23 protein-coding genes are annotated in these 21,499 nt (G+C 75.6%); 14 read left to right on the forward strand and 9 right to left on the reverse strand.

Going from position 1 to position 21,499, the window contains the following annotated elements; genetic code table 11:
- Window positions 1-107: 107 nt before the first annotated feature.
- The 3 genes from ACWIX7_RS05555 to ACWIX7_RS05565 are packed head-to-tail and all read right to left on the reverse strand — an operon-like array spanning window position 108 to window position 2,486.
- Window positions 108-572, reverse strand: coding sequence for a DUF5130 family protein (locus ACWIX7_RS05555; protein WP_448620559.1), 465 nt, complete (start codon window positions 570-572; stop codon window positions 108-110).
- Between the two features lie 52 nt (window positions 573-624).
- Complete coding sequence (gene ctaJ / locus ACWIX7_RS05560) at window positions 625-1,023, reverse strand: aa3-type cytochrome oxidase subunit CtaJ (RefSeq protein WP_448620560.1); 399 nt, start codon at window positions 1,021-1,023, stop codon at window positions 625-627.
- Window positions 1,024-1,061: 38 nt separating this feature from the next.
- Window positions 1,062-2,486 carry an amidase gene (locus ACWIX7_RS05565; RefSeq protein WP_448620561.1) on the reverse strand — a complete coding sequence of 475 codons (1,425 nt, stop codon included), beginning with the start codon at window positions 2,484-2,486 and terminating at the stop codon, window positions 1,062-1,064.
- A gap of 38 nt (window positions 2,487-2,524) precedes the next feature.
- On the opposite strand from ACWIX7_RS05565, the gene kynU reads away from it, so the two are divergent.
- A complete protein-coding gene (gene kynU, locus ACWIX7_RS05570; RefSeq protein ID WP_448620562.1) occupies window positions 2,525-3,781 on the forward strand; it encodes a kynureninase in 1,257 nt (418 codons plus the stop codon).
- 67 nt (window positions 3,782-3,848) lie between these two features.
- Here the strand turns inward: kynU and ACWIX7_RS05575 are convergent, their stop codons facing one another.
- The 4 genes from ACWIX7_RS05575 to ACWIX7_RS05590 all read right to left on the reverse strand — a co-directional run bounded on the left by ACWIX7_RS05575 (window position 3,849) and on the right by ACWIX7_RS05590 (window position 7,473).
- Window positions 3,849-4,523 carry a class F sortase gene (locus ACWIX7_RS05575; protein ID WP_448620563.1) on the reverse strand — a complete coding sequence of 225 codons (675 nt, stop codon included), beginning with the start codon at window positions 4,521-4,523 and terminating at the stop codon, window positions 3,849-3,851.
- Complete coding sequence (locus tag ACWIX7_RS05580; protein WP_448620564.1) at window positions 4,514-5,671, reverse strand: hypothetical protein; 1,158 nt, start codon at window positions 5,669-5,671, stop codon at window positions 4,514-4,516. Before ACWIX7_RS05580 ends, ACWIX7_RS05575 begins: the two co-directional genes overlap by 10 nt.
- A gap of 292 nt (window positions 5,672-5,963) precedes the next feature.
- Complete coding sequence (locus ACWIX7_RS05585; protein WP_448620565.1) at window positions 5,964-6,827, reverse strand: SCO6745 family protein; 864 nt, start codon at window positions 6,825-6,827, stop codon at window positions 5,964-5,966.
- A 109-nt stretch (window positions 6,828-6,936) separates the two neighbouring features.
- Window positions 6,937-7,473, reverse strand: coding sequence for an HNH endonuclease (locus ACWIX7_RS05590; RefSeq protein ID WP_072911779.1), 537 nt, complete (start codon window positions 7,471-7,473; stop codon window positions 6,937-6,939).
- 215 nt (window positions 7,474-7,688) lie between these two features.
- Between ACWIX7_RS05590 and ACWIX7_RS05595 the strand changes: the two genes are divergently transcribed.
- The 6 genes from ACWIX7_RS05595 to ACWIX7_RS05620 all read left to right on the forward strand — a co-directional run bounded on the left by ACWIX7_RS05595 (window position 7,689) and on the right by ACWIX7_RS05620 (window position 16,109).
- Complete coding sequence (locus tag ACWIX7_RS05595; protein WP_448620566.1) at window positions 7,689-9,758, forward strand: prolyl oligopeptidase family serine peptidase; 2,070 nt, start codon at window positions 7,689-7,691, stop codon at window positions 9,756-9,758.
- Between the two features lie 81 nt (window positions 9,759-9,839).
- Window positions 9,840-10,859 carry a mechanosensitive ion channel family protein gene (locus tag ACWIX7_RS05600; RefSeq protein ID WP_448620567.1) on the forward strand — a complete coding sequence of 340 codons (1,020 nt, stop codon included), beginning with the start codon at window positions 9,840-9,842 and terminating at the stop codon, window positions 10,857-10,859.
- Complete coding sequence (locus ACWIX7_RS05605; RefSeq protein ID WP_448620568.1) at window positions 10,745-12,172, forward strand: MFS transporter; 1,428 nt, start codon at window positions 10,745-10,747, stop codon at window positions 12,170-12,172. The genes ACWIX7_RS05600 and ACWIX7_RS05605 overlap by 115 nt, the downstream gene beginning before the upstream one ends.
- A complete protein-coding gene (locus tag ACWIX7_RS05610; RefSeq protein ID WP_448620569.1) occupies window positions 12,169-12,594 on the forward strand; it encodes a globin in 426 nt (141 codons plus the stop codon). The genes ACWIX7_RS05605 and ACWIX7_RS05610 overlap by 4 nt, the downstream gene beginning before the upstream one ends.
- Window positions 12,595-12,683: 89 nt before the next feature.
- Window positions 12,684-14,270, forward strand: a complete 1,587-nt coding sequence (locus ACWIX7_RS05615; RefSeq protein ID WP_448620570.1) for a glycoside hydrolase family 13 protein — start codon at window positions 12,684-12,686, stop codon at window positions 14,268-14,270.
- 222 nt (window positions 14,271-14,492) lie between these two features.
- Entirely contained in the window at window positions 14,493-16,109 is a 1,617-nt protein-coding gene (locus ACWIX7_RS05620; protein WP_448620571.1) for an ATP-binding cassette domain-containing protein, read from the forward strand.
- A 106-nt stretch (window positions 16,110-16,215) separates the two neighbouring features.
- On the opposite strand, the gene ACWIX7_RS05625 is transcribed toward ACWIX7_RS05620, so the two are convergent.
- Complete coding sequence (locus ACWIX7_RS05625; protein ID WP_091216172.1) at window positions 16,216-16,584, reverse strand: hypothetical protein; 369 nt, start codon at window positions 16,582-16,584, stop codon at window positions 16,216-16,218.
- 559 nt (window positions 16,585-17,143) lie between these two features.
- Between ACWIX7_RS05625 and ACWIX7_RS05630 the strand changes: the two genes are divergently transcribed.
- From ACWIX7_RS05630 to ACWIX7_RS05660, 7 genes are all read left to right on the forward strand, one after another.
- Window positions 17,144-17,707 carry a biotin transporter BioY gene (locus ACWIX7_RS05630; RefSeq protein WP_448620572.1) on the forward strand — a complete coding sequence of 188 codons (564 nt, stop codon included), beginning with the start codon at window positions 17,144-17,146 and terminating at the stop codon, window positions 17,705-17,707.
- Window positions 17,704-18,444 (forward strand): energy-coupling factor ABC transporter ATP-binding protein, encoded by a 741-nt coding sequence (locus ACWIX7_RS05635; protein ID WP_448620573.1) that lies wholly within the window; start codon window positions 17,704-17,706, stop codon window positions 18,442-18,444. Before ACWIX7_RS05630 ends, ACWIX7_RS05635 begins: the two co-directional genes overlap by 4 nt.
- Window positions 18,441-19,082 (forward strand): energy-coupling factor transporter transmembrane component T, encoded by a 642-nt coding sequence (locus ACWIX7_RS05640; protein WP_448620574.1) that lies wholly within the window; start codon window positions 18,441-18,443, stop codon window positions 19,080-19,082. The genes ACWIX7_RS05635 and ACWIX7_RS05640 overlap by 4 nt, the downstream gene beginning before the upstream one ends.
- A complete protein-coding gene (locus ACWIX7_RS05645; protein ID WP_448620575.1) occupies window positions 19,082-19,618 on the forward strand; it encodes an MOSC domain-containing protein in 537 nt (178 codons plus the stop codon). The genes ACWIX7_RS05640 and ACWIX7_RS05645 overlap by 1 nt, the downstream gene beginning before the upstream one ends.
- 89 nt (window positions 19,619-19,707) lie before the next feature.
- Entirely contained in the window at window positions 19,708-20,148 is a 441-nt protein-coding gene (locus ACWIX7_RS05650; protein ID WP_448620576.1) for a YccF domain-containing protein, read from the forward strand.
- An 83-nt stretch (window positions 20,149-20,231) separates the two neighbouring features.
- Window positions 20,232-20,468 carry a hypothetical protein gene (locus ACWIX7_RS05655; protein ID WP_448620577.1) on the forward strand — a complete coding sequence of 79 codons (237 nt, stop codon included), beginning with the start codon at window positions 20,232-20,234 and terminating at the stop codon, window positions 20,466-20,468.
- A 217-nt stretch (window positions 20,469-20,685) separates the two neighbouring features.
- Window positions 20,686-21,000: a hypothetical protein gene (locus ACWIX7_RS05660; protein ID WP_448620578.1), complete on the forward strand. Its 315-nt coding sequence runs from the start codon at window positions 20,686-20,688 to the stop codon at window positions 20,998-21,000.
- A 10-nt stretch (window positions 21,001-21,010) separates the two neighbouring features.
- Here ACWIX7_RS05660 and ACWIX7_RS05665 read toward each other — a convergent pair whose 3' ends face one another.
- Window positions 21,011-21,427 carry an acyl-CoA thioesterase gene (locus ACWIX7_RS05665; protein ID WP_448620579.1) on the reverse strand — a complete coding sequence of 139 codons (417 nt, stop codon included), beginning with the start codon at window positions 21,425-21,427 and terminating at the stop codon, window positions 21,011-21,013.
- Window positions 21,428-21,499 lie beyond the last annotated feature (72 nt).

A 21,499-nucleotide genomic window follows, 5' to 3' on the forward strand; every position in this document is an offset into this window, starting at 1 on the left:
GAGGCCCAGGACCCGGCAGGTCCTGGGCCTCTCGCGTTCAGCACTGGCCTCACGCGGCCCCGTCCCGGGCCCGCCCCGAGCGTGCGAAGGGTGGGCAGGACGGGTCCTCAGTGGGTGCGCAGCCCCCGCGGGTGGCCGGCCTGGTCCGACAGCTGGCGCAGGCCGTTGACGATGCCGCCCACCAGGTCGCCGGAGGCGAAGGCGTTGGTCATCGACAGCACGGCCAGTGCGCAGGCGCGGTCGGGCAGCCGGCGCGCGGCCGCGGCACCGGTGACGACCTCGACGACCCGCTGACCGGGCGAGACGGCGATGAGCACCGACTCGGGCAGGTTTGGGCCGGAGCGCTCGAAGAGCTCCTCGGCGCGGGACCGGGTCTGGGCACCGAGGTCACCGATGTAGAGGGTGAAGCGCAGCCCGGTCTCCCGGGAGGACATGGTCAGCGCCTCGTCGAGGCGCAGCAGCTCCTGGTAGCTGAAGAGCGAGTCCGGGGCCTCGGCCTCGTCGGCGCGCGTCGCCATGGTGCCGGCCGACGTCGCGGTGTCGTGCGACGTCCCGTCGAGCACGCGGGTCATCTCCGGCCTCCGTGGGGGTTCTCAGGGGTGCTGCGGTGGACGCTCATGCCGGTCACCAGGTCCCGCGGGCGCCGCCGAACGGGCGCGCCGCGGCCGCGGCGGAGGGACCGGCCGCCAGGGCGCGCGCGCCGGTGGCGCCGTGCGAGTCGCCCCCGCCGAACGCGCCGGACTGACCGGGAGCACCCGGGCCGTGCTGCTCGGGGTACATCGACGAGCCGAGCGCGGTCGTCCCGTCCCCGGGGACGCCGGCGGGGCCGTGCGCCTCGGTGGGGCCGTGGCCGCCACCGCCGACCGGGTGCGGCTCGTACCAGACCGGCTCGTGCTCCCACGGCTGCCCGGGCTTGTAGCGCAGCTTCTTGCGCCGCCCGGGGACGAGGGTGAGCAGGGCCAGGACGACTATCACGGCCAGCGGGGCCACCGCGTAGACGAGGAGGGTCTCGACGACGGTCACGCCCCTCAACCTACCGGCACCCGCCGTTGCTCTCATGGTCAGTCCCAGGACGGCGGGTGGCGGTGCGCCCAGGGGTGGGCGGCCTCCAGCTGGGCGGCCAGCGCGAGCAGCGTGACCTCGTCCGCGGGCCGCCCGACGAGCATCGTCCCGACCGGCAGCCCGTCGTCGGTCCAGTGCAGCGGGACGCTGACCGCAGGCTGGCCGGTGACGTTGAAGACCGCGGTGAACGCGGCGTAGCGCTTCTGCCGCTCGAAGTCCGCGGCGCCGTCGCCGTCGGCGTCGAACCAGCCCAGCGGCCGCGCCGTCATCGTCGTGACCGGCGCGAGCAGGACGTCGTAGCGGTCGGTCGCGGTGACGAAGCGGCGGGCGAACAGCGGCAGCGCGGTGAGCGCCTCCATGGCCTGCTGCGCCGACAGCGCCAGGCCGCGGGCCCGCAGCTCCCGGGTCAGGGGCCGCAGCTCACCGGCCCGCTCGGGCGGCACCGGCAGCAGCGTCCCGGACAGGCTCCACACCCGCTCGAAGGCGGGCAGGACGTCGGGGCCCAGCAGCCCGGCCGGCACGTCCTCTACCTCGTGACCGAGCTCCTCGAGCAGCCGGGCGGCGTCGTCGAACGCGGCCTGCACCGCCGGCTCCAGCCCGGCGTCAGCCATGGGCAGCTCCAGGTACCGGCCGATCCGCAGGCGGCCGACCGGACGGTCGGCGGCGCCGAGGAAGGTCTCGCCGGGCGGCAGCGGCGGCGCCCACGCCGGGTCGCCGGTCACCGGCCCGGCCATCGCGTCGAGCAGCACTGCCGCGTCGCGCACGGTGCGGGCCAGCGGGCCGTTGGTGCCCAGCCCGGTGACGTCAGCGCCGAGGGGAGCGTTGCTCACCCGGCCGCGGGTGGGCTTGAGGCCGACCAGACCGTTGATGCTGGCCGGGATGCGGATCGACCCGCCGCCGTCGCTGCCCTGCGCGACCGGCAGCATCCCGGCGGCCACGGCGACCGCCGCTCCCCCGCTGGAGCCGCCGGCCAGCCGGCCGGGGTCCCACGGGCAGCGGGCCGGGCCGACCAGCGCGTTGTCGGTGTAGCAGGGGAAGCCGAACTCGGGCGTGTTGGTCTTGCCGATGCTGATCGTCCCGGCCTCGACCAGCCGGGTCACCACGGCGTCGTCGACGGTGGGCACGTTGTCAGCGAGCACGGTGCTGCCGAACGTCGTCCGGACGCCGGCGGTGTTGTTGAGGTCCTTGACCGCCGTCGGCACGCCGAGCAGCGGCGGCAGCTCGCCGCCCGCCCTCAGCCGGCGCTCGGCGCGGCGGGCCCCGGCCAGCGCGCGCTCCGGGGTCACGGTGAGGAAGGCCCCGAGGCCGGCGTCGAGGGCCTCGACCCGGCGCAGCGCGTGCTCGACCAGCTCAGTGGGGCTCACCTCCCGCGACCGGACGGCGGCCGCCTGCTCCAGTGCGGTGAGGTCGTGCAGCTGGGTCACGGTCGGCGACGGTAGCGGCGAGCGGTAGACAGGACGGTGTGGACCTGACCCGGGCCGCCGCCGAGGCCCTCGACGCCGCCGACCCCCTGGCCGCCTTCCGCGCACGGTTCGCCGGCGCCGGTGAGGACGGGCTGCTCTACCTGGACGGCAACTCGCTGGGGCGGATGCCGGTGGAGACCCCGGCCGCGCTCGCGCGGGTGGTCGAGGAGGAGTGGGCGCGGGGCCTGGTGCGCTCGTGGTCGTCGTGGGTCGGCGCCGCCACGCGGGTGGGCGACCTGCTCGCCGAGGGCGTGCTCGGCGCGCGGCCGGGCGAGGTGCTGGTGGGCGACTCGACGACGGTCGACCTCTACAAGCTGCTGGTGGCCGCCGCGGACGCCCGGCCGGGCCGCGACGTGCTGGTCTGCTCCGCCGACGACTTCCCCACCGACCGCTACGTGGTCGCCGGGGTGGCGCAGGCGCGCGGGATGACGGTGCGCGAGGTCCCCGCCGACGTCGACGAGGGGCTGGACCCGGCGGTGCTGGCCGCGGCGCTCGACGAGCGGGTCGCCGTCGTCGTCCTGTCGGCGGTCGCCTACCGCTCCGGGGCGCTGGCCGACGTCGCCACGGTCACCCGGACGGCGCGGGAGGCCGGGGCGCTGGTGGTCTGGGACCTGTCCCACGCCGCGGGCGCGGTGCCGGTCGACCTGGCGGCCAACGGCGTCGACCTGGCCGTGGGCTGCACCTACAAGTACCTCAACGGCGGGCCGGGGGCCCCGGCCTTCCTCTACGTGCGCCGCGAGCTGCAGGAGCGGCTGCGGCAGCCGATCTGGGGCTGGTTCGGCCAGCGTGACCAGTTCGCCATGGACCCGACCTACGACCCGGTCCCGGGCGTCGAGCGCTTCGCCGTCGGGACGCCGCCGGTGCTCGCGCTCGCCGCGGTGGAGGTCGGCGCCCGGCTGGTGGCCGAGGCCGGGGTCGACCGGCTGGCGGCCAAGGGCCGGGCGCTCGGTGAGCTGGTCGTCGCCCTCGCCGACACCTGGCTGGCGCCGCACGGCGTCACGCTCGCCTCGCCTCGCGACCCGGCCCGCCGCGGCGCGCACGTGACGCTGGCCTCGCCGTCCGCCTGGCAGCTGACCCAGGCGCTCGTCGACCGGGGCGTCGTCCCGGACTTCCGGACGCCGGACCGCGTCCGGCTGGGCCCGGCCCCGCTGTACACCCGCTTCGTCGACGTCTGGGACGCGATGGCCTGCCTCCGCGACGTGCTGGCGAGCGGGGACCACGAGGGATACCCCACCGTGCGCAGCCGCGTGACTTGAGAGCGCGGCCCCGTCCCGGGGCCCACCCCTCGCAGGCTCGGGGTGGGCCCCGGGACGGGGTCCTTCCTCAGGACTCGGCGAAGACCACGAGGTTCTCGGTCGAGGCCCGGCCGCCACCCCGCTGGAAGCAGGTGATCAGCACCAGCCGGCCCGGATGGGCCTCCCACACCTCGCTGGCGCCGGGCAGCTCGCCCTTGGCGTACCGCTCGGTGCGCTCGACGGTGTAGTCGACCGTGCCCTGCGGGGTGCTGACCTCGATGACGTCACCGGCGCCGAGGGTGCTGCCGCCCCCGTCGGACTCCATCAGCGGGTCGAAGCCGTACTCGCCGGTACCCGTGGAGTGGGCGGCGAGGTAGAGGGTGTTGTCGGCCTGCTCGGCGCTGCCGACCGGGTCGCCGTAGGGGTCGAGCCAGTAGGCGGCGGTCAGCGTCGGTGGGTTGATCACGCCGTTGCGCGGGCTCAGGGGCAGGACCGGCAGGTCCACGTCCAGCGCGGGGATGGCCACGTGCACGTCGGACGAGGGTGTCGGCAGGGCGACCCCCTCAGGCGGCAGCGTCGGCTGCGCCTCCTCGACGTGCGGCGGAGCCGCGGTGGCCGCGGCCACCGGGTCGGGGGACCCGGCGGCCGCGGCCGGCTGCTCGCCGTCGGCCAGGCCGACGGCGAGCAGCGTGCCCCCGGCGACGCCGAGGGCGAGGACCCCCGCTGCCGCCGTGGCGCGCCGACTCGATCGGGTCAGGCGCACGTGCCGCCCTCGGCAGCAGGACGACGACGGGTGCGGGCGACGGCGACGCCACCCACGCCCGCGAGGACCAGCATCCCGGCACCCGCGGCGATCGCGACGGTCCCGGTGGAGCCGGTCTCGACGGCCTCGACGCCGGTGTTGGAGCGCAGGCCGGCGTTGACCACCGTGACGGCCAGGGGCGCGGGGGCCACGGTCTCCGCCGCAGGCGGCGTCGGAACGACCGGAGCCGACACGGACAGCTCCGCGACCACAATGGAGAGGCCGGACGTCATCGGCTGGCCGAGGACGAGGGCGTAGGAGCCGGCGGCCAGCCCGGCGGGCAGGGCCACCGTCGCGGTGGAGCCGCTCACCTGGACCTGGAGCGGCACGGGAGCGGCGGTGGGGTCGTCGGTGCTCTGCAGCGCGACCTCTACACCGGTCAGGTCGGTGAGGCCGAGGTCCCGCAGCACCGAGTCCGCGGTCAGCTCGAGGGTGAAGGTCGTGCCGGCGGTCACCGCGACCGGGCACGGCGTGGCCGAGCCCAGGGCGCAGGGAACCTGCGCGATCGCCACCAGCTCGGGGTGCAGGGTGGTGGCGATCGGGGTCGTGGAGCTGAAGTCCAGCTCGTACTCGATCAGCGGGTCGACGGTAAACTCCGGCCCCAGGACGGTGCCGACGGGCGCGATGCTGAGGGTTCCCAGCGGCCCGTTCACGCCGTCGTCCGTCGGCAGGGTGATCTCGAGGTCGTTGTCCTCGACCACGGTCACGACCAGCGGGTCGATCGCGTTCGCCGTCGAGGGGTCGGGCGTGCTCGCCGTGGAGTAAGCGTGGTCCGGGACACCGTCGGCGTCGGCGTCCTCGGGGAACACGATCCGGATCTCCGCGTCGATGGGGTCGAGCTCGTCGGCCAGGTCCACGGTGAGCGTCTCGCCGTACTGGACGGCGACGGGCTCCAGGGCCCCCGTCGGGCCAGTCATGGGGTCCATGGGCAACTCGCCGTAGTTCTCGGTCGGGTAGTTGAGCAGCACCACCTGGGTCGGGGCGAGCGAGACGACGACGTCCTCCGCCGCGGCAGCCGGGGAGGCGATCCCGACGAGGAGCACGGCCGAGCCGATGCCGGCGAGGCCGAGCCGCTGCAGCGGCCGGCGGGACAGGGTGGGGCTGGACATGGGGGACACCTTCCGGCGACCGCAGCGCCCCAGCGGCGCCGACTTCCGCGGAACGTAACGTGACCGGCCGGTTCAGCTACGTGGCGGACACGCGATACGGGTCACGTGGAACGGCGTGTGATCGGAGTGTGACCTGGGACGGCTGGTCCGTCGGCAGGACCTGACGCAGAACCGTGGAGGCACCCTCGCCGAGACGTCAACTCCCGCCAAGCGTCGGTCCGGGCGGACGGCAGGGCCTGGCAGCTCTGCATATCCGAGCCGCACCACGTGCCGACGACGACACGCCGTCCGCTCAGCCGGGGTCCGGAGCGCCGATCGGGTTGCCCTCCGGCCAGACGCCCGCCGCCACGACCGCGCGGCGCACCGGCCCCAGCAGCTCGGCCAGCCGGTCGCAGCGCGCGTCGCCGAGCGCCTGCCACGGGCCCAGCGCCAGCCGGTCGGTGTCGGCCTCCACCGCGGCGACGATCGCCGCGCCCTCCGCGGTCAGCTCCGCCCCGGCCAGCCAGCCGCGGGCGGCGAGCTGGTCGGCGGCGGCGTCCCACGCGGCGTCGTCCCACCCGCGGGCGCGCATGAGCCACTCCCGCGCCGTCCGGCCGGCCGCGGCGGCCAGCACGTGCGCGCCGACGCCGGAGATGCCCCGCTGCAGCAGGGCGGCGTTGTGCCCGTCCCCGCGGTGCTCGCGCAGGGTGGTGAGGCACTGCCAGGCCGCCAGGTGCGGCTCCGGGGGCATCGGCAGCCCGGCGTTGGCCGCGGCCAGCGGGCGGCCGGGTGCGTCCACCGCCCCGGCCGCGACGGCGAGCAGCTCAGCCGCCTGCGCCGCGGAGGCCGAGCCCGCCCACTCCTCCCCCAGCACCCGGCGCACGGCGCCGTCCACCCCGACCAGCCGCGCGTCGAGCACCGCGGCCGGGTCGGCCACCTCCCAGACCCCCGGTACGGACCGGGCCACGAACGCCGGCGCGAAGTTGTAGAAGGTGGCCGTGACGACCTCGGCCCCGACCGGGCCGAGCGGCGCGGCGCGCAGCGCGAAGTAGGTCCTCCAGAACCCGCGCAGCCCGGTCGCCTCCGCGGCCGACCGGCACTCGTCGGCGAAGTAGGTCAGCGCGTGGTAGGGCTCCCCCAGCGCCCACAGCCGCCGCGCCGTGGCCGGTGACGTCACGAGAAGGACCCCCTGCCCCCCGCCACTCGGAGGAGGACCCCGTCCTCCCAACCCCTCGCGAGCTCGGGGCGGGATCCGGGACGGGGCCGGGGACCCTGCAGGGGGCCGTTCACGCCGACACGCTCTCCGGCATGCCGAGCCACTCGCGCCAGCGCGGGTCGACGGTGCGCGCACCGAGCAGCCGCCAGGCCGCGCCGCTGGGGGTCCGGGGCGGGTGCGGCAGCTTCCAGCCGAGCTCGGCCAGCGACCGGTCGGCCTTGGTGTGGTTGCAGCGCCGGCAGGCCGCGACGACGTTGTCCCAGGTGTGCGTGCCGCCGCGGCTGCGTGGGACGACGTGGTCGATGCTCGTGGCCGAGCTGCCGCAGTAGACGCAGGTCGAGGCGTCGCGGTGGAACACCGCCCGCCGCGACAGCGGCACCTGCGCCGGGTAAGGCACGCGGACGTACCGGGTCAGGCGCACCACCACCGGAACGGGCAGGACCACCGTCTCGGCGTGCACCTCCTCCGGCGCGCTGTGCACCGAGACCGCCTTGTCGGCGAGCACGAGCACGATGGCGCGCCGGCTGGAGACCACGCACAACGGCTCGTAGGTGGCGTTGAGCAACAGCGTCGCGGCGGCGGTGGACCGCGCCGGGACAGGCGTCATCGGATGGGAGTGGTGGTCGCGCCGCGGACCTGGATGGCCTGCGGACGACCCGGACGCGGTACGCGGCACGGGGCACCTCCGGCGCCCGGGGCCGCGCGCCGGGTGCAGTGCGACCCGTGGGCGCCCCCATTCTGACCTGCGGAGGCGCCCTCGCGCTCCCGGGATGTGCTCAGCGGGCCCGAGGGGCGTCCCCGGCCGTCACTACCGTGGGCCGCGTGCACTACCCCGAGGCCCCCCGGCTCGACCTCGTCGAGCTCCTGCACGGACACGCCGTCGCCGACCCCTACCGCTGGCTCGAGGACCCCGCCGACCCGAGGACGGCGTCCTGGACCGCGGCCCAGGACGAGCTGACCGCCGGGGCGCTGGCCGCCCTGCCGCTGCGCGACCGCTTCGCCGCCCGGCTGGCCGAGCTGGTGCACGCCGGCGCCGTCGGCGTCCCGGTGTGGCGGGCCGGCCGCGCCTTCTCCACCCGGCGCGACCCCGGCCAGGAGCACGCGGTGCTGCGGGTGCGCGAGCCCGACGGCACCGAGCGGGTCCTGGTCGACCCCATGGCGGTCGACCCGTCCGGCACCACGACGCTGGACGCCTGGTCGCCGTCCTGGGAGGGCGACCGGCTGGCCTACCAGCTCTCCACCGGCGGCGACGAGGAGTCGCGGCTGTTCGTGCTCGACGTCGCCACCGGGGAGCAGCTCGACGGGCCGATCGACCGCTGCCGGTACTCCCCCGTCGCCTGGCTGCCCGGCGGCGAGGAGCTCCTCTACGTCCGCCGCCTGGCGCCCGAGCTGGTGCCCGCCGGTGAGGAGCAGTTCCACCGGCGGGTCTGGCGCCACCGGGTGGGCGCCGACGCCGACGGCGACGTCCTCGTGCACGGCGAGGGCAGCGACCCGGCGACCTACTTCGGCGCCCGCACCAGCCGCGACGGCCGCTGGCTGGTCGTCTCCGCGTCGATCGGCACCGCCCCGCGCGACGACGTCTGGCTGGCCGACCTCGCGGGTGACGGCGCCCTGCGGGAGCTGCAGGTCGGCGTCGACGCCCAGACCGCGGCGTGGGTCGCCCGCGACGGCCGGCTCTGGCTGATGAGCGACCGCGGCACCCCGCGCTGGCGGCTGGCCGTCGCCGACCCCGCGGACCCGGCCACCTGGGCGCCGGAGGCCTGGCGTGACGTCGTCCCGCAGCAGGAGGACGGCGTGCTCACCGACGTGGCCCTGGTCGACGGCCCGGACGGCGAGCTGCAGGTGTTCGCCGTGCACTCGGTGGACGCCACCGACCGGCTCTCGGTGTGGGCCGGCGACGGTGCCGGCCGGCTGGCCGAGGTGGAGGCCCTGCGCGCCGGCAGCGTGTCAGGCGTGAGTGCGCCGCCGGAGGGCGGCGGCGCGGCCTGGGTCGGCTTCACCGACCACTCGACCCCGCCGTCGGTGCTCCGCTGGGACGCCGCCGACCCGACGTCCCTCACCAGCTGGGAGCAGGCGCCGGTCGCCGGCGACGTCCCGGAGGTCCGGGTCGTGGAGACGCACGCGACCTCCGCGGACGGGACGCCGGTGCACCTGTTCGTGATCTCGCAGGCCGGGGCGCCCGACCGACCGCGCCCCACCGTGCTCTACGGGTACGGCGGCTTCGACGTCGCCCTCACCCCCGGCTACTCGGCGCAGATCCTGGCCTGGGTCGAGGCCGGCGGCGTGTGGGCGGTGGCCAACCTGCGCGGCGGCTCCGAGCACGGCGAGGAGTGGCACCGCGCCGGCATGCGCGAGCGCAAGCAGAACGTCTTCGACGACTTCGCCGCCGCCGGGGAGCACCTGGTCGCCGAGGGCTGGACGACGCACGGGCAGCTGGCGGTGATGGGCGGGTCGAACGGCGGCCTGCTGGTCGGCGCCACCCTGACCCAGCGCCCGGACCTCGCGGCCGCAGTCGTCTGCAGCGCACCGCTGCTGGACATGGTCCGCTACGAGCGCTTCGGCCTGGGCCGCACGTGGAACGACGAGTACGGCACCGCCGACGACCCGGTCGAGCTGGGCTGGCTGCTGGGCTACTCGCCCTACCACCGGGTGGTGGAGGGGACGGCCTACCCGGCGGTGCTGTTCACGACGTTCGAGTCCGACACCCGCGTGGACCCGCTGCACGCCCGCAAGCTGGCCGCGGCGCTGCAGCACGCCACGTCGTCCGACGCGCCGGTCCTGCTGCGGCGGGAGACCTCGGTCGGCCACGGTGCCCGGGCGGTCAGCCGGACCGTGGGGCTGGCCGCCGACCAGCTGGCCTTCCTCGCCGCGCACACCGGACTGATCGGCTGATCCCGGGGGTGTGCCGCGCCACACCAGTCCGGCACGATGACAACACCGGGTTGCCTTCCTGCACCTGAGAGTATCGCCGTGATGACCGCTTCACCCTCCGTGATCACCATCGCCGCCGCCGACGACGCCGGGACCGGCTCGGTACCCGACTGCGCCGACTACTGGCTCTGCCAGCAGGTCTACGAGTGGTCGGGCGCCGAGTTGCTGGCGGAGAACGCCCGGGCCCTGATCGCCACACCGGCGCGGATTCTGCTGATCGTCGTGGTCGCCGTCCTGGTGCGGTACCTGGCGCACCGGGCGATCCGCCGGCTGACCGACACCACCGCGGTGGGCCCGCTGCCCTCGATCCTGCGGGCCCGGCGGCTGCGCGCCACCGCCCTGGGGGACGGCGCCGAGCAGCTGACCGCGCGGCGCACCCAGCGGGCCGAGGCCATCGGGTCGGTCCTGCGCAGCTGCGCCTCCATCGTGGTGCTGGCCATCGCGGTGGTGCTCGTGCTCGGCGAGCTGGGCATCAACCTCGCGCCCATCCTGGCCAGCGCCGGGGTGGTCGGCGTGGCGCTCGGCTTCGGCGCGCAGAACCTCGTCAAGGACTTCATCGCCGGGATCGGGATCATCCTCGAGGACCAGTACGGCGTCGGCGACGTCGTCGACCTCGGGGAGGCCAGCGGCACCGTCGAGGCGGTCGGCCTGCGGATCACCCGGCTGCGTGACGTCAACGGCGTGGTCTGGTACGCCCGCAACGGCGAGATCCTGCGGGTCGGCAACAAGAGCCAGGGCTACGCGCAGGTCGTCATCGACATGCCGGTCGCCCACGACACCGACCTGGAGCGCTGCCGGACGGTCATGCAGGAGGTGGCCGACACGATGTACGCCGAAGAGGAGTGGGCCGACGTGCTGCTGGCCGAGCCGGAGTCCCTCGGAGTCGAGATGATCACCGCCGAGGGCGTCGTGATGCGCCTGCAGGTCCGCACCACCAACGCCGACCAGTGGCGGGTCGGCCGCGAGCTGCGGCTGCGGCTCAAGGAGCGCTTCGCCCTGGAGGGCATCCGCACCCCCGTGCCGCTGCTGTCCGCGGCCGGCGCACCGGCGGGAGCGTCCTGAGCGGCAGCGCGCCGGCCGGCAGGCACGCGGCCGGCGCCACCCCCCGCCCGGCGACCTTCCGGGACCTGTTCGCCGTCCACGAGTTCCGCCCGCTGTTCGGCACCTACCTGCTGTCGACCATCGGCGACGAGCTGGCCCGCGTCGCGCTGACCGTGCTGGTCTACCAGCGCACCGACTCGCCGCTGCTGTCGGCGATCACCTTCGCGATCAGCTACCTGCCGTGGCTGCTCGGCGGGCCGCTGCTGTCGACCCTGGCCGACCGGTTCCCCCGGCACCGCGTGCTCATCGCCACCGACGCCGCGCGCGCCCTCCTGGTCGCCGGGATGGCCGTCCCCGGGACGCCGCTGCCGCTGCTGCTGGGCCTGCTGCTCGTCGTGGCGGTGTGCGGGCCGCCGTTCGAGTCGGCCCGCTCGGCGCTCATGGCCGACGTCCTCGACGGCGACCGGTACGCGCTGGCGACGTCCCTGACCAACGTCGGCTCGCAGGTGGCGCAGGTCCTGGGGTTCGTCCTGGGCGGCACGCTCGTCGCGGTCCTCACCCCGTCGGCGGCGCTGCTGCTCGACGCGGGGACCTTCGCGGTCTCGGCGGTGTGGCTGTGGGCGCGGCTGCAGCGCCGCCCGGCCCCTGACGACGGCGGCGACGCCGAGGGACCCCGCTCGATGTGGCGGGACGCGGCCGAGGGGCTGCGGCTGATCGGCCGGACGCCGCGGCTGCTGGCGATCATCGCCGTCACCTGGGTGGGGATGCTGTTCACCAACGCGCCCGAGGGCATCGCCGCGCCGCTGGTCGAGCAGCTGGGCCAGGGCCCGGCGCAGGTCGGCATCCTGCTCGGCGCCAACCCGGCGGGGGTCACCGTGGGCGGGCTGCTGATCGCCCGCGCCCTCACGCAGGAGCGCCGCGAGCGCCTCGTGCCGCCCCTCGTCGCGCTCTCGCTGGCGCCGCTCCTGCTGGCCGGCCTGATCACCGTCTGGAGCGGACCGGGCACCGGCGCCTACGCGACCGTCGTCGTCCTCCTGTTCGTCGCCGGGCTCGGGGCGGCCTGGAGCATCCCGCTCAACGTCGCCTTCGTGCAGTCGGTGCCCCCGCCCTACCGCGGCCGCGCCTTCGGCGTCGCGGTCAGCGGGCTCTACGGCGTCCAGGGCATCGGCGTGCTCGGCGCCGGCGCCCTGGCCGAGGGGCTGACGCCCGGGACCGTGGTGGTCCTCATCGGCGCGCTCGGGCTGCTGGCCGTCGTCCCGCCACTCGTCGGCTACGTGCGTACCCAGGGTCACGTGGCAGCGGCGCCACAGGCTGCGGGACCATCGGAGGCATGAGCCGATCCCTGCCGTCGGCGCGGACCTTCTACGAGGAGGTCGGCGGCGCCCCCACCTTCCGTCGGCTCGTGGCCCGCTTCTACGCGGGGGTGCGCGCCGACCCGGTCCTCGCGCCGCTCTACCCGCAGGACGACTGGGAGGGCGCCGAGAGCCGGCTGCGCGGCTTCCTCGAGCAGTACTGGGGCGGCCCGACCACCTACTCCGAGCAGCGCGGCCACCCCCGGCTGCGGATGCGGCACGCGCCGTTCGCCATCGGCCCCGCCGAGCGCGACGCGTGGCTGCGCCACATGCGCGACGCCGTCGACTCCCTGGAGCTGACCCCCGAGCAGGACGCGACCCTGTGGGGCTACCTGGAGATGGCCGCGCGCAGCATGCAGAACCGCTGGCCCGACGACGCGCCCGGCGGCCTCTCCATCGCCTGAAAGAGGACCCCGTCCTCCTCGCAAGCTCGGCGCGAGCCTCGGGACGGGGCCACCCGCATGGACGACACACGAGGAGCCCGGTGACCCCGGTGGACCCTGCCCAGACCCCGTTCCGCCGCACCGACGCCGACTGGTGGCGGGACGCGGTGTTCTACCAGGTCTACATCCGCAGCTTCGCCGACGGGAACGGCGACGGCGTCGGCGACCTGGCCGGCATCCGCGCCCGCCTGCCGCACCTGGCCGCGCTGGGCATCGACGCGCTGTGGATCACGCCGTTCTACCCCTCCCCCATGGCCGACCACGGCTACGACGTCGCCGACCCCCGGGACGTCGAGCCGGTCTTCGGCGACCTCGCCGGGTTCGACGCGCTGCTGGCCGAGGCCCACGCGCTCGGCATCCGGCTGACCGTCGACCTGGTGCCCAACCACACCTCCGACCGGCACGCCTGGTTCCAGGCGGCGCTGGCGGCCGGCCCCGGGTCGCCCGAGCGGGCCCGCTACCTGTTCCGCGACGGCCGCGGCCCGGGCGGCGCGGAGCCGCCGAACAACTGGCCCTCGGTCTTCGGCGGGCCGGCCTGGACCCGGGTGGCGGACGGGCAGTGGTACCTGCACATCTTCGCCCCCGAGCAGCCCGACCTGGACTTCACCAACGCCGAGGTCGTCACCGACCTCGAGACGACGATGCGGTTCTGGCTCGACCGCGGCGTCGACGGCTTCCGCATCGACGTCGCCCACGGCATGGCCAAGCCCGAGGGGCTGCCGGACATGCAGCCCATGGAGGACACCGGCCTGCTCGACGACCACGGGCCCGGGGACCACCGGTTCGACAACGACCACGTGCACGACGTGCACCGGCGGATCCGCACCGTCCTCGACCAGTACCCCGGCACCATGGCCGTCGGCGAGGTGTGGGTGAAGGACGACGACCGGCTCGCCCGGTACCTGCGCCCGGACGAGCTGCAGCTGGCGTTCAACTTCAAGCTGCTGACCGCCGACTGGGACGTCGACGAGCTGCGCGACGCCGTCGTCCACTCCCTGGCCACCGTGGCGGGGACGCCGGCGCCGGCCTGCTGGGTGCTGTCCAACCACGACCGGCCCCGGCACGTCTCCCGCTACGGCGGCGGCGCGCAGGGCACCCGGCGGGCGCGGGCGGCGGCGCTGCTGCAGCTGGCCCTGCCCGGCGCGGCCTACCTCTACAACGGCGACGAGCTGGGCATGCCCGACGTCGACCTGCCCGACGAGGCGCTGCAGGACCCGATCTGGGAGCGGTCCGGGCACACCGAGCGCGGGCGTGACGCCTGCCGCATCCCGGTGCCGTGGTCGGGTACCGCACCGTCCTACGGCTTCTCCTCGCGCGCCGAGACCTGGTTGCCGATGCCCGAGGGCTGGGAGTTGCTGACCGCCGCCGCCCAGGAGGACGACCCCGGTTCGGTGCTGTCGCTGTACCGGGCTGCGCTCGACCTGCGGCGGACCTCCCCCGCCTTCGCCGGCGAGGGCCTCGACTGGGTGCCGGCACCCGGCGGCTGCCTCGCGTTCCGCCGTCCCGGCGGGCTGGTGTGCCTGCTCAACCTCTCCGGCGCCGCGGTGCCGCTGCCCGAGGGCCGCGTGCTGCTGGCCAGCGCGGACACCGCCGGCGGGGTCCTGCCGGACGACGCGACGGTGTGGCTGCACGCATGAAGTAAGAGGACCACCCTTCCCCCCACGCCTCGCAGGCTCGGCGCGGGACCCTGAAGGGTGGCCGTTCCAGCACGTCACCGGGCTGGCGGCGGGGCCCTCCAGGGAGGGCGTTCCAGCACGTCACCGGACGGGGCCGGCGGGACCCTGCGGGAGGCCACGGGGGCGATCCGCACCGCCGTCCGCTGGGCGTGGCCGACCCCCGGGGTGGGTAGCATCGACGTGGTGACACAGCGTCGCGGGGACGCTGACGGCTCGGTCTCCGACCCCGGGGTCGGGGCCTGTTCGGGGGAGGCCCGCCCGTCCATGACGCTGCTGCAGGTCGAGGGCCTGAGGAAGTCGTTCGGCGCCCGGCGGGTCCTGCGGGACGTCTCCTTCAGCGTCGCCGAGGGCGAGATCGTCGGGCTCGTCGGCAGCAACGGCGCGGGCAAGTCGACCCTCGGGGACATCCTGGCCGGCATCACCCCGGCCGACGCGGGCCTCATGACGCTGCAGGGCCACCCGTACGCGCCGCTGTCGGCGGACGACGCCCGCCACCTCGGCGTCGGTGTGGTCGAGCAGCTCGTCCGGATCGACCCCGGGCTGACCGTCGCGCGGGCGCTCTTCCGCGGCACGCCACAGGCCGACCGCCCCCAGTCCGAGCTGCGCGAGCCGGCGCGGGCGCTGCTCGCCGAGGTCACCCTCGACGTCGACCCGGACACCCTCGTCGGGGAGCTGCCGCACTTCGTGCACGGCCTGGTGGAGACCGCGCGCGTGCTCGCCGAGGACACCCGGCTCGTCGTGCTCGACGAGGTGTCGGCGGCGCTGCTGCCCGTGGAGGTCACCCGGCTGCACGCCGTCGCCGGCCGGCTGAGCCAGGAGGGCCGGGGCGTGCTCTACATCAGCCACCGGCTGCCCGAGATGCTCGAGGTGGCCGACCGGGTGCTCGTGCTGCGCGACGGCGTGATCGCCCTGGACAGCCCGGCGGAGGACCTGGACCCGGTCCGGCTGGCCGCGGAGACCGTCGGGGAGCCGGTGTCGCTGCCGGCGCCCCGGGTGGCCTCGGCCCCGGCGCGGTCCGGTCGGGAGGACGCCCCGGCGCGCGCCTCGACGTGGCCGGCCCCCGCCGACGGCGACGTGGCGCTGCGGGTGCGCAACCTGCGGGTGCCCGGCCGGGTCGAGGGGGTCGACCTGCTGCTGCGCCAGGGCGAGGTGGTCGGGCTGACCGGGCACCGCTCCTCGGGCGTACAGGAGATCGCCGGCGCCCTGACCGGTGAGCTGCCGGCGCTGAGCGACGAGCTGGTGCTGCACGGCGAGCCGCGGTCGCTGGACTCCGCGGCGGACGAGGCGGTGCTGCGGCTGCCCGCCTACCGCCCCGACGACGACGCCTACGGGGTCGACCCCGGCGAGACGATCGCCCGCACGCTGACCCGGGAACCGTGGGGTGCGCTCACCGACGTCCGCAGCGAGATCGCCTCGCTGCGCGGCGTGATCCGGACCGTGCACCGGCTCGACGTCAAGACGCTGAGCATCCGCACCGTCTTCGGCGCCCTGTCCGGCGGCGACCAGCACAAGCTCGCGCTGGCCCGCTGGATGGCCTCGGCACAGGACGTCGTCGTGCTGCACGAGCCCACCCGCGGTCTGGACGTCCGGGCCCGCCAGCAGGTGCGTCAGCTGCTCGACGAGGCCACGGCGCACGGGACGTCGGTCGTCGTGGTGTCCGTGGACCCCGACGAGCTGGCCGAGTGCTGCGACCGCGTCGGCATCGTGGCCGGCGGCCGCGTGGCCCGCTGGATCGACACCTCCGAGCTCGCCGTGGACGCCGTGCGCGACCGGATCGTCGAGGCCGCCACCGCGGCCTGAAGGAGCACCTCACCGAGCGGCAGTGCGCCCGGTGAGGTGCTCGAACGGCCCCATGTCAGCGGCCCGTCCCGAGCTCGCGAGGGTTGGGGGGACGCGGGGTCCTCCGTCAGACGCTGACGGTGGCCGCGACGGCCCGCAGCTTGTGCCGCGCCAGGGCCAGGTTGGCGGTCACGCGGTTGAGCACGAGGTAGATGAACAGACCCGTGTTGGCCTGGCCCTTGAGCACGTTGATCAGGTGGTACTGACCCTGCAGCGTGATCAGGATGTCCTCGACCTCGTCCTTCAGCTCGAGGTCCTGGATGGTGCGCAGCTTGGCGCGCACCACGTTGGAGTTGCCGGCGGCCGCGACGTTGAGGTCGAACCCGGGGGTGCCCCCGGCCGCGAGGGCCATGCCGCTGTCGATGTCGACGATCGCGGCGCCGCTGGCGCCCTCGATCGCGAGCAGGTCGGCGATGACGTTGTCGAGCTGTGCCACGGATGGGACTCCTGTCGTCTGGAGGGGGAGGCGCAGCGGGGTGCTGCGGTCCGGGTCGGGGTGCGACCCGGGTCGACCGGACGGGCCGGACGCCTGCCTGTGCGCGGGATCCCCGGGCGGCGACGGTGCCGCGCCGGCGCGCGTCGCACCGGCCGGAGCGCGGTGCGCAGCCGTCTCGCCGACGGCGGGAGGTGCACCGGGCGGTGAGGTCCGCGCGGGCCGGTGCGCCGTGTCGGGCTCCCGGACCGGGTCCTGCGGACGCTCCACGGGGAGGTCGTGCGCCCCGGGGCGTCCCCACGACCACAGCGACGCCCACCACCCGGTTGCCATGCCTGCCGTTCCGCCTTCGCCGAGGGGCTCAGGGACCCCAGACAACACGTCCCCGGCAGGCCCGGCAAACCGGCGGACGTATCTGCAGGTGAGCACGCAGACACCGACGGCCACCGGTTCCCGGGGTCCCCGGCGGCCGCACCCCACCCGTGCCGGTCGGCGGCCCGTCGTCCTCGGGTACCTTCCGCGCGGGGCCGCGCGGCCCGTCGCGCCCCGGGAGGAGACTGCCGTGAAGACCAGGGACCTCGCCTACGTCGCCCTCTTCGCGGCGGTGATCGCCGTGCTGGGGACGATCCCGGCCATCCCCGTGGGCCCGGTGCCGATCACCGCCCAGACGCTCGGCGTGATGCTCGCCGGCGCCGTGCTGGGGGCCCGCCGCGGCTTCCTCGCCGTCCTGCTGTTCCTCGTGCTGGTGGCGCTCGGGCTGCCGCTGCTGGCCAGTGGCGCCGGGGGCCTCGCGCCCTTCGTCGGCACCTCGGCCGGCTACCTCTACAGCTGGCCGGTGGCCGCTCTCGTCATCGGCTGGCTGACCGAGCGCTCCTGGGACCGCTACAACGTCCTGCGCGGCACGCTCATCAACGTCGTGGGCGGCATCGTCGTCATCTACGCCGTGGGCGTGCCGGTGCTCAAGGCGATCGGTGGGCTGACGTGGACCGCGGCGCTGACCGGCGGCGCCCTGCCGTTCCTCCCGGGCGACCTGTTCAAGGCCTTCGTCGCCGCGGCCATCGCCGACGTCGTGCGACGCAGCTACCCGGTCATCGAGCGTCCCCGCCGGGTCGCCGACACCCGGTGAGGTTCCGCCGTCCCGGTGCCGCGCCCACAGCGGACGACGTCGCCGACCCGGGTCGCGGCATCGAGCTGCGCGGGGTCGGGCACCGGTACGGCGACCGGGTGGTGCTCGAGGGCATCGACCTCCAGCTGACCGAGCCGCGCGTCGGCGTGGTCGGCGCCAACGGGTCGGGCAAGAGCACCTTCGCCCGGCTGCTCAACGGCCTGGTGCTGCCCACCGACGGGCAGGTGCTGGTCGACGGGCTGGACACCCGCACGCAGGTGCGCGCGGTACGCCGCCGGGTCGGGTTCGTCTTCCAGGACCCCGACGCCCAGATCGTGCACCCGACCGTCGCCGAGGACGTCGCCTACGGGCTGGAGAACCAGGGCGTGCCCCCCGACGAGCGGGCCGCCCGGGTCGCCGAGGTGCTGGAGCGCTACGGCCTGGCCGGGCACGCCGACCACCCCGCGCACCTGCTCTCCGGCGGCCAGAAGCAGCTGCTCGCCATCGCCGGGGTGCTGGTCATGCGGCCGGCCCGGATCGTGTTCGACGAGCCGACGACGCTGCTGGACCTGGTGAACGCCCGCCGCGTCGCCGAGCTGATCGCCGGGCTCGGGCAGCAGGTCGTCGTGGTGACCCACCAGCTGGACCTGCTCGACGGCTTCGACCGGGTGCTGGTGGTCGACGGCGGCCGGGTCGTCGAGGACGCTCCCCCCGGTCCGGCGGTGGCCGCCTACCGCGCGCTCATGGAGCACCGGTGACCCTCGCGCTGTACGTGCCGGTGGCCAGCCCCGTGCACCGGCTGCCGGCCGGCGTCAAGCTGCTGAGCCTGGCCGCGCTCGCCGTCCTGCTGTTCGCCCGGCCGACGCTGACGGTGGCCGGGGCCGCGCTCGTGGGCACGCTCGCCGTGGGCCTGGGCGTGGCCCGGCTGCCGGTCGCCGTGCTCGCCCGGCAGGCGTGGGCGCTGCGGTGGTTCCTGCTCGCGCTCCTCGTCGTGCACGCGCTGACCACCGACGTGGCCTCCGGTGCGCACACCGTGCTGCGGCTGCTCACCCTGGTGCTGGCGGCGGCGGTGGTGACGGCGACGACGCGGGTGACCGAGATGGTGGCGGTGGTCGAGCGGCTCTGCGCGCCGCTGCGACTGGTCGGCGCGCGGCCGCAGCGGGTGGGCCTGCTGATCGCGATGGCGCTGCGGTTCATCCCGGTGCTGGTCGAGCGGGCCGACCGGATCCGCGCGGCGCAGGCGGCCCGCGGCGGTGCGCCCCGGGGGGTGCGGGCGCTGCGGACGACGGTCGCCCCGCTGCTCGTGCAGCTGCTGCAGATGGCCCACGACGTGAGCGAGGCGCTGGACGCCCGGGGTGCGGACGACGTGCCGGCGCACCGGCCGAGGAGGGCGTGATGGACGGCGGCGTGCTGACCGGGATCTGGCTGACGTCCGAGGCGGCCGCGCCGATGCGGCGGGTGCCCTCGGCCCGGCTGCTCGCCGGGCGCGGGCTGGAGGGCGACCGCTACGCGCTGGGCGGCGGGACGTGGGCCCAGTACCCCGACCTGGAGAAGCAGCTGACCCTGATCGACGCCGCGGACGTCGCCGCGGTCGCCGCCGAGGTGGGCGTGCCGCTGACCCCGGGTGACACCCGCCGGAACCTGGTGACCGGGGGCGTCGACCTGCCCGCGTTGGTGGGCCGCTGGTTCGCCGTCGGCGACGCGCTGCTGTTCGGGGTGAAGCGCTGCCCGCCGTGCACGCACCTGGAGCGGCTGACCGGCGCCCGGCTGGTCAAGGCGATGGTGCACCGCGGCGGCATCAACGCGGCGGTCTTCGCCGGGGCGCCCGTCGCGGAGGGTGCCGTGGTGCGGCCGGTGTCCGAGGAGGAGGCCGCGCGACGTGGTGCGCCCACCGGCGCCGACCGCCCGGTGCCGCGGATCGTCAACGGCTGATCTCGGGAGCTCCCTGGGGATTCCCTGGCAGGCTGCTGTGGACCCGCCCCGTCTGGGAACCGGGCGTCTCCCAGGTCCGTCGAACGGGTGTGGACGGACTTCGGACGTTGCTCAACCTGGTGTGGCTGGTCCTGCACGGGTGGCTGCTCGCCCTGGCCTACGCGCTGGCCGGGCTGATCGCCTGCCTGCTGGTCGTCACCATCCCCTTCGGGATCGCCGCCTTCCGCCTGGCCGGCTTCGTCGTGTGGCCCTTCGGCCGGACGACGGTGCGCGCGCCGGACGCGGGGGTGGCCTCGGCCCTGGGCAACCTCGTGTGGTTCCTCGTCGCCGGCTGGTGGCTGGCGCTGGTCCACGTCCTGGCGGGCATCGCCTTCTGCGTGACGATCATCGGCATCCCGTTCGGGATCGCCTCGTTCAAGCTGGCCGCGGTGGGCCTGTTCCCGCTGGGCAAGCGGGTCGTGGAGACCGATCTGCCACGGGACTGGCTGCACGCCGGCGGCGGCGTGGTCCACGGTGCCCCGGTCCGCTGAGCCGAGGGGACGCGCGCCCCTGGTCCGGTCGGCTCGCGCAGGAGGACACTGTCCGGCTCCGGACCGTGCTCGAGGAGCCCTCCATGGAGACCCAGGTCACCGAGATCGCCCCTGACGTCTACCGGCTGTCGACCTACGTCGACGACGTGGGCATCGTCTTCAACCAGTTCCTGGTCGCCGCCGACGAGCCCCTGTTGTTCCACAGCGGGCCCCGGGCGTTGTTCCCCTGGTGTCGGCGGCCGTCGAGCGCGTCGTCCCCGTGCCGCAGCTACGCTGGATCACGTTCGGCCACGTCGAGGCGGACGAGTGCGGCGCCATGAACCTGTGGCTGGCGGCTGCACCGCGCGCCGAGGTGGCGCACGGGGCCCTGGGGTGCGCGGTGTCCGTCGCCGACCTGGCCGACCGGCCGCCACGTCCGCTCCAGGACGGCGAGGTGATCGACCTCGGCGGGCGGAGGATCCGGCGCATCGAGACGCCGCACGTCCCGCACGGCTGGGACGCCGGGCTGGTGTACGAGGAGACGACCGGCACGCTCCTGTGCGGACCGGCACGCTCCTGTGCGGCGACCTGTTCACCGCCGTGGGCGCCGGCCCGGCGACCACCGAGCAGGAGATCACCGGCCCGGCGCTGCAGGCCGAGGACCTGTTCCGGGCGACCTGCCTGACACCGGCGACGGGACCGACCATCCGGGCGCTGGCCGAGCTGCGGCCGACGACCCTCGGGTTGATGCACGGCCCGGCGTTCACCGGGGACTGCGCGCAGGCGCTGGCCGACCTCGGCGACGCCTACGACGAGCGGTTGGCCACCGAGGGAGCGCGCCTCCACGGTCCGGTCGCCCCCGGCGGCGGGTGAGGGACCGGGCTCAGTCCGCGCGCTGGTCGTCGGCGTAGCGGGCGAGGAAGGCCTTCTCGGCCGGGGTGAGCCGCCGGGGCCGGTCGATGGCGAAGTCGAAGGGCACCAGCAGGGTGCTGCCGGTGACCGCCCGGCGTCCGTGGTCGAACAGCTCGTAGTGGCAGGTGAAGGCCGCAGCCCGGATGCCGGAGACCCAGATCTGCACGTCGAGCGGGTCGCGGGAGTAGACCACCGGCAGCCGGTACTGGACGTCGTGGGCGGCCACGACGGTCCCCCGCCGCAGGCCGGTCTGCTCCTCCAGCGAGGCACGGTCGAAGAAGAGGTCGACGCGGGCCATCTCGAAGTACGTCAGGAAGACGACGTTGTTGACGTGGCCGTAGGCGTCCATGTCCGACCAGCGCATGGGGACCTGCACGGTGTGCCTCACGGCTGGACACCCTGCCGCATCGGCCCGGACGGCGGCCCGCCGGCCCGGGGTCGTGGCGCAGACGACGGCGGG

The organism is Geodermatophilus sp. URMC 65, assembly GCF_053502545.1.

What these genes read in the sequence shown, in the direction of transcription:
- ACWIX7_RS05555 (WP_448620559.1), bottom strand. Translation starts at nt 572, where the DNA reads ATGACCCGCGTGCTCGACGGGACGTCGCACGACACCGCGACGTCGGCC.
- ACWIX7_RS05580 (WP_448620564.1), bottom strand. Translation starts at nt 5,671, where the DNA reads ATGTCCAGCCCCACCCTGTCCCGCCGGCCGCTGCAGCGGCTCGGCCTC.
- ACWIX7_RS05590 (WP_072911779.1), bottom strand. Translation starts at nt 7,473, where the DNA reads ATGACGCCTGTCCCGGCGCGGTCCACCGCCGCCGCGACGCTGTTGCTC.
- ACWIX7_RS05600 (WP_448620567.1), top strand. Translation starts at nt 9,840, where the DNA reads ATGACCGCTTCACCCTCCGTGATCACCATCGCCGCCGCCGACGACGCC.
- ACWIX7_RS05610 (WP_448620569.1), top strand. Translation starts at nt 12,169, where the DNA reads ATGAGCCGATCCCTGCCGTCGGCGCGGACCTTCTACGAGGAGGTCGGC.
- ACWIX7_RS05645 (WP_448620575.1), top strand. Translation starts at nt 19,082, where the DNA reads ATGGACGGCGGCGTGCTGACCGGGATCTGGCTGACGTCCGAGGCGGCC.
- ACWIX7_RS05655 (WP_448620577.1), top strand. Translation starts at nt 20,232, where the DNA reads ATGGAGACCCAGGTCACCGAGATCGCCCCTGACGTCTACCGGCTGTCG.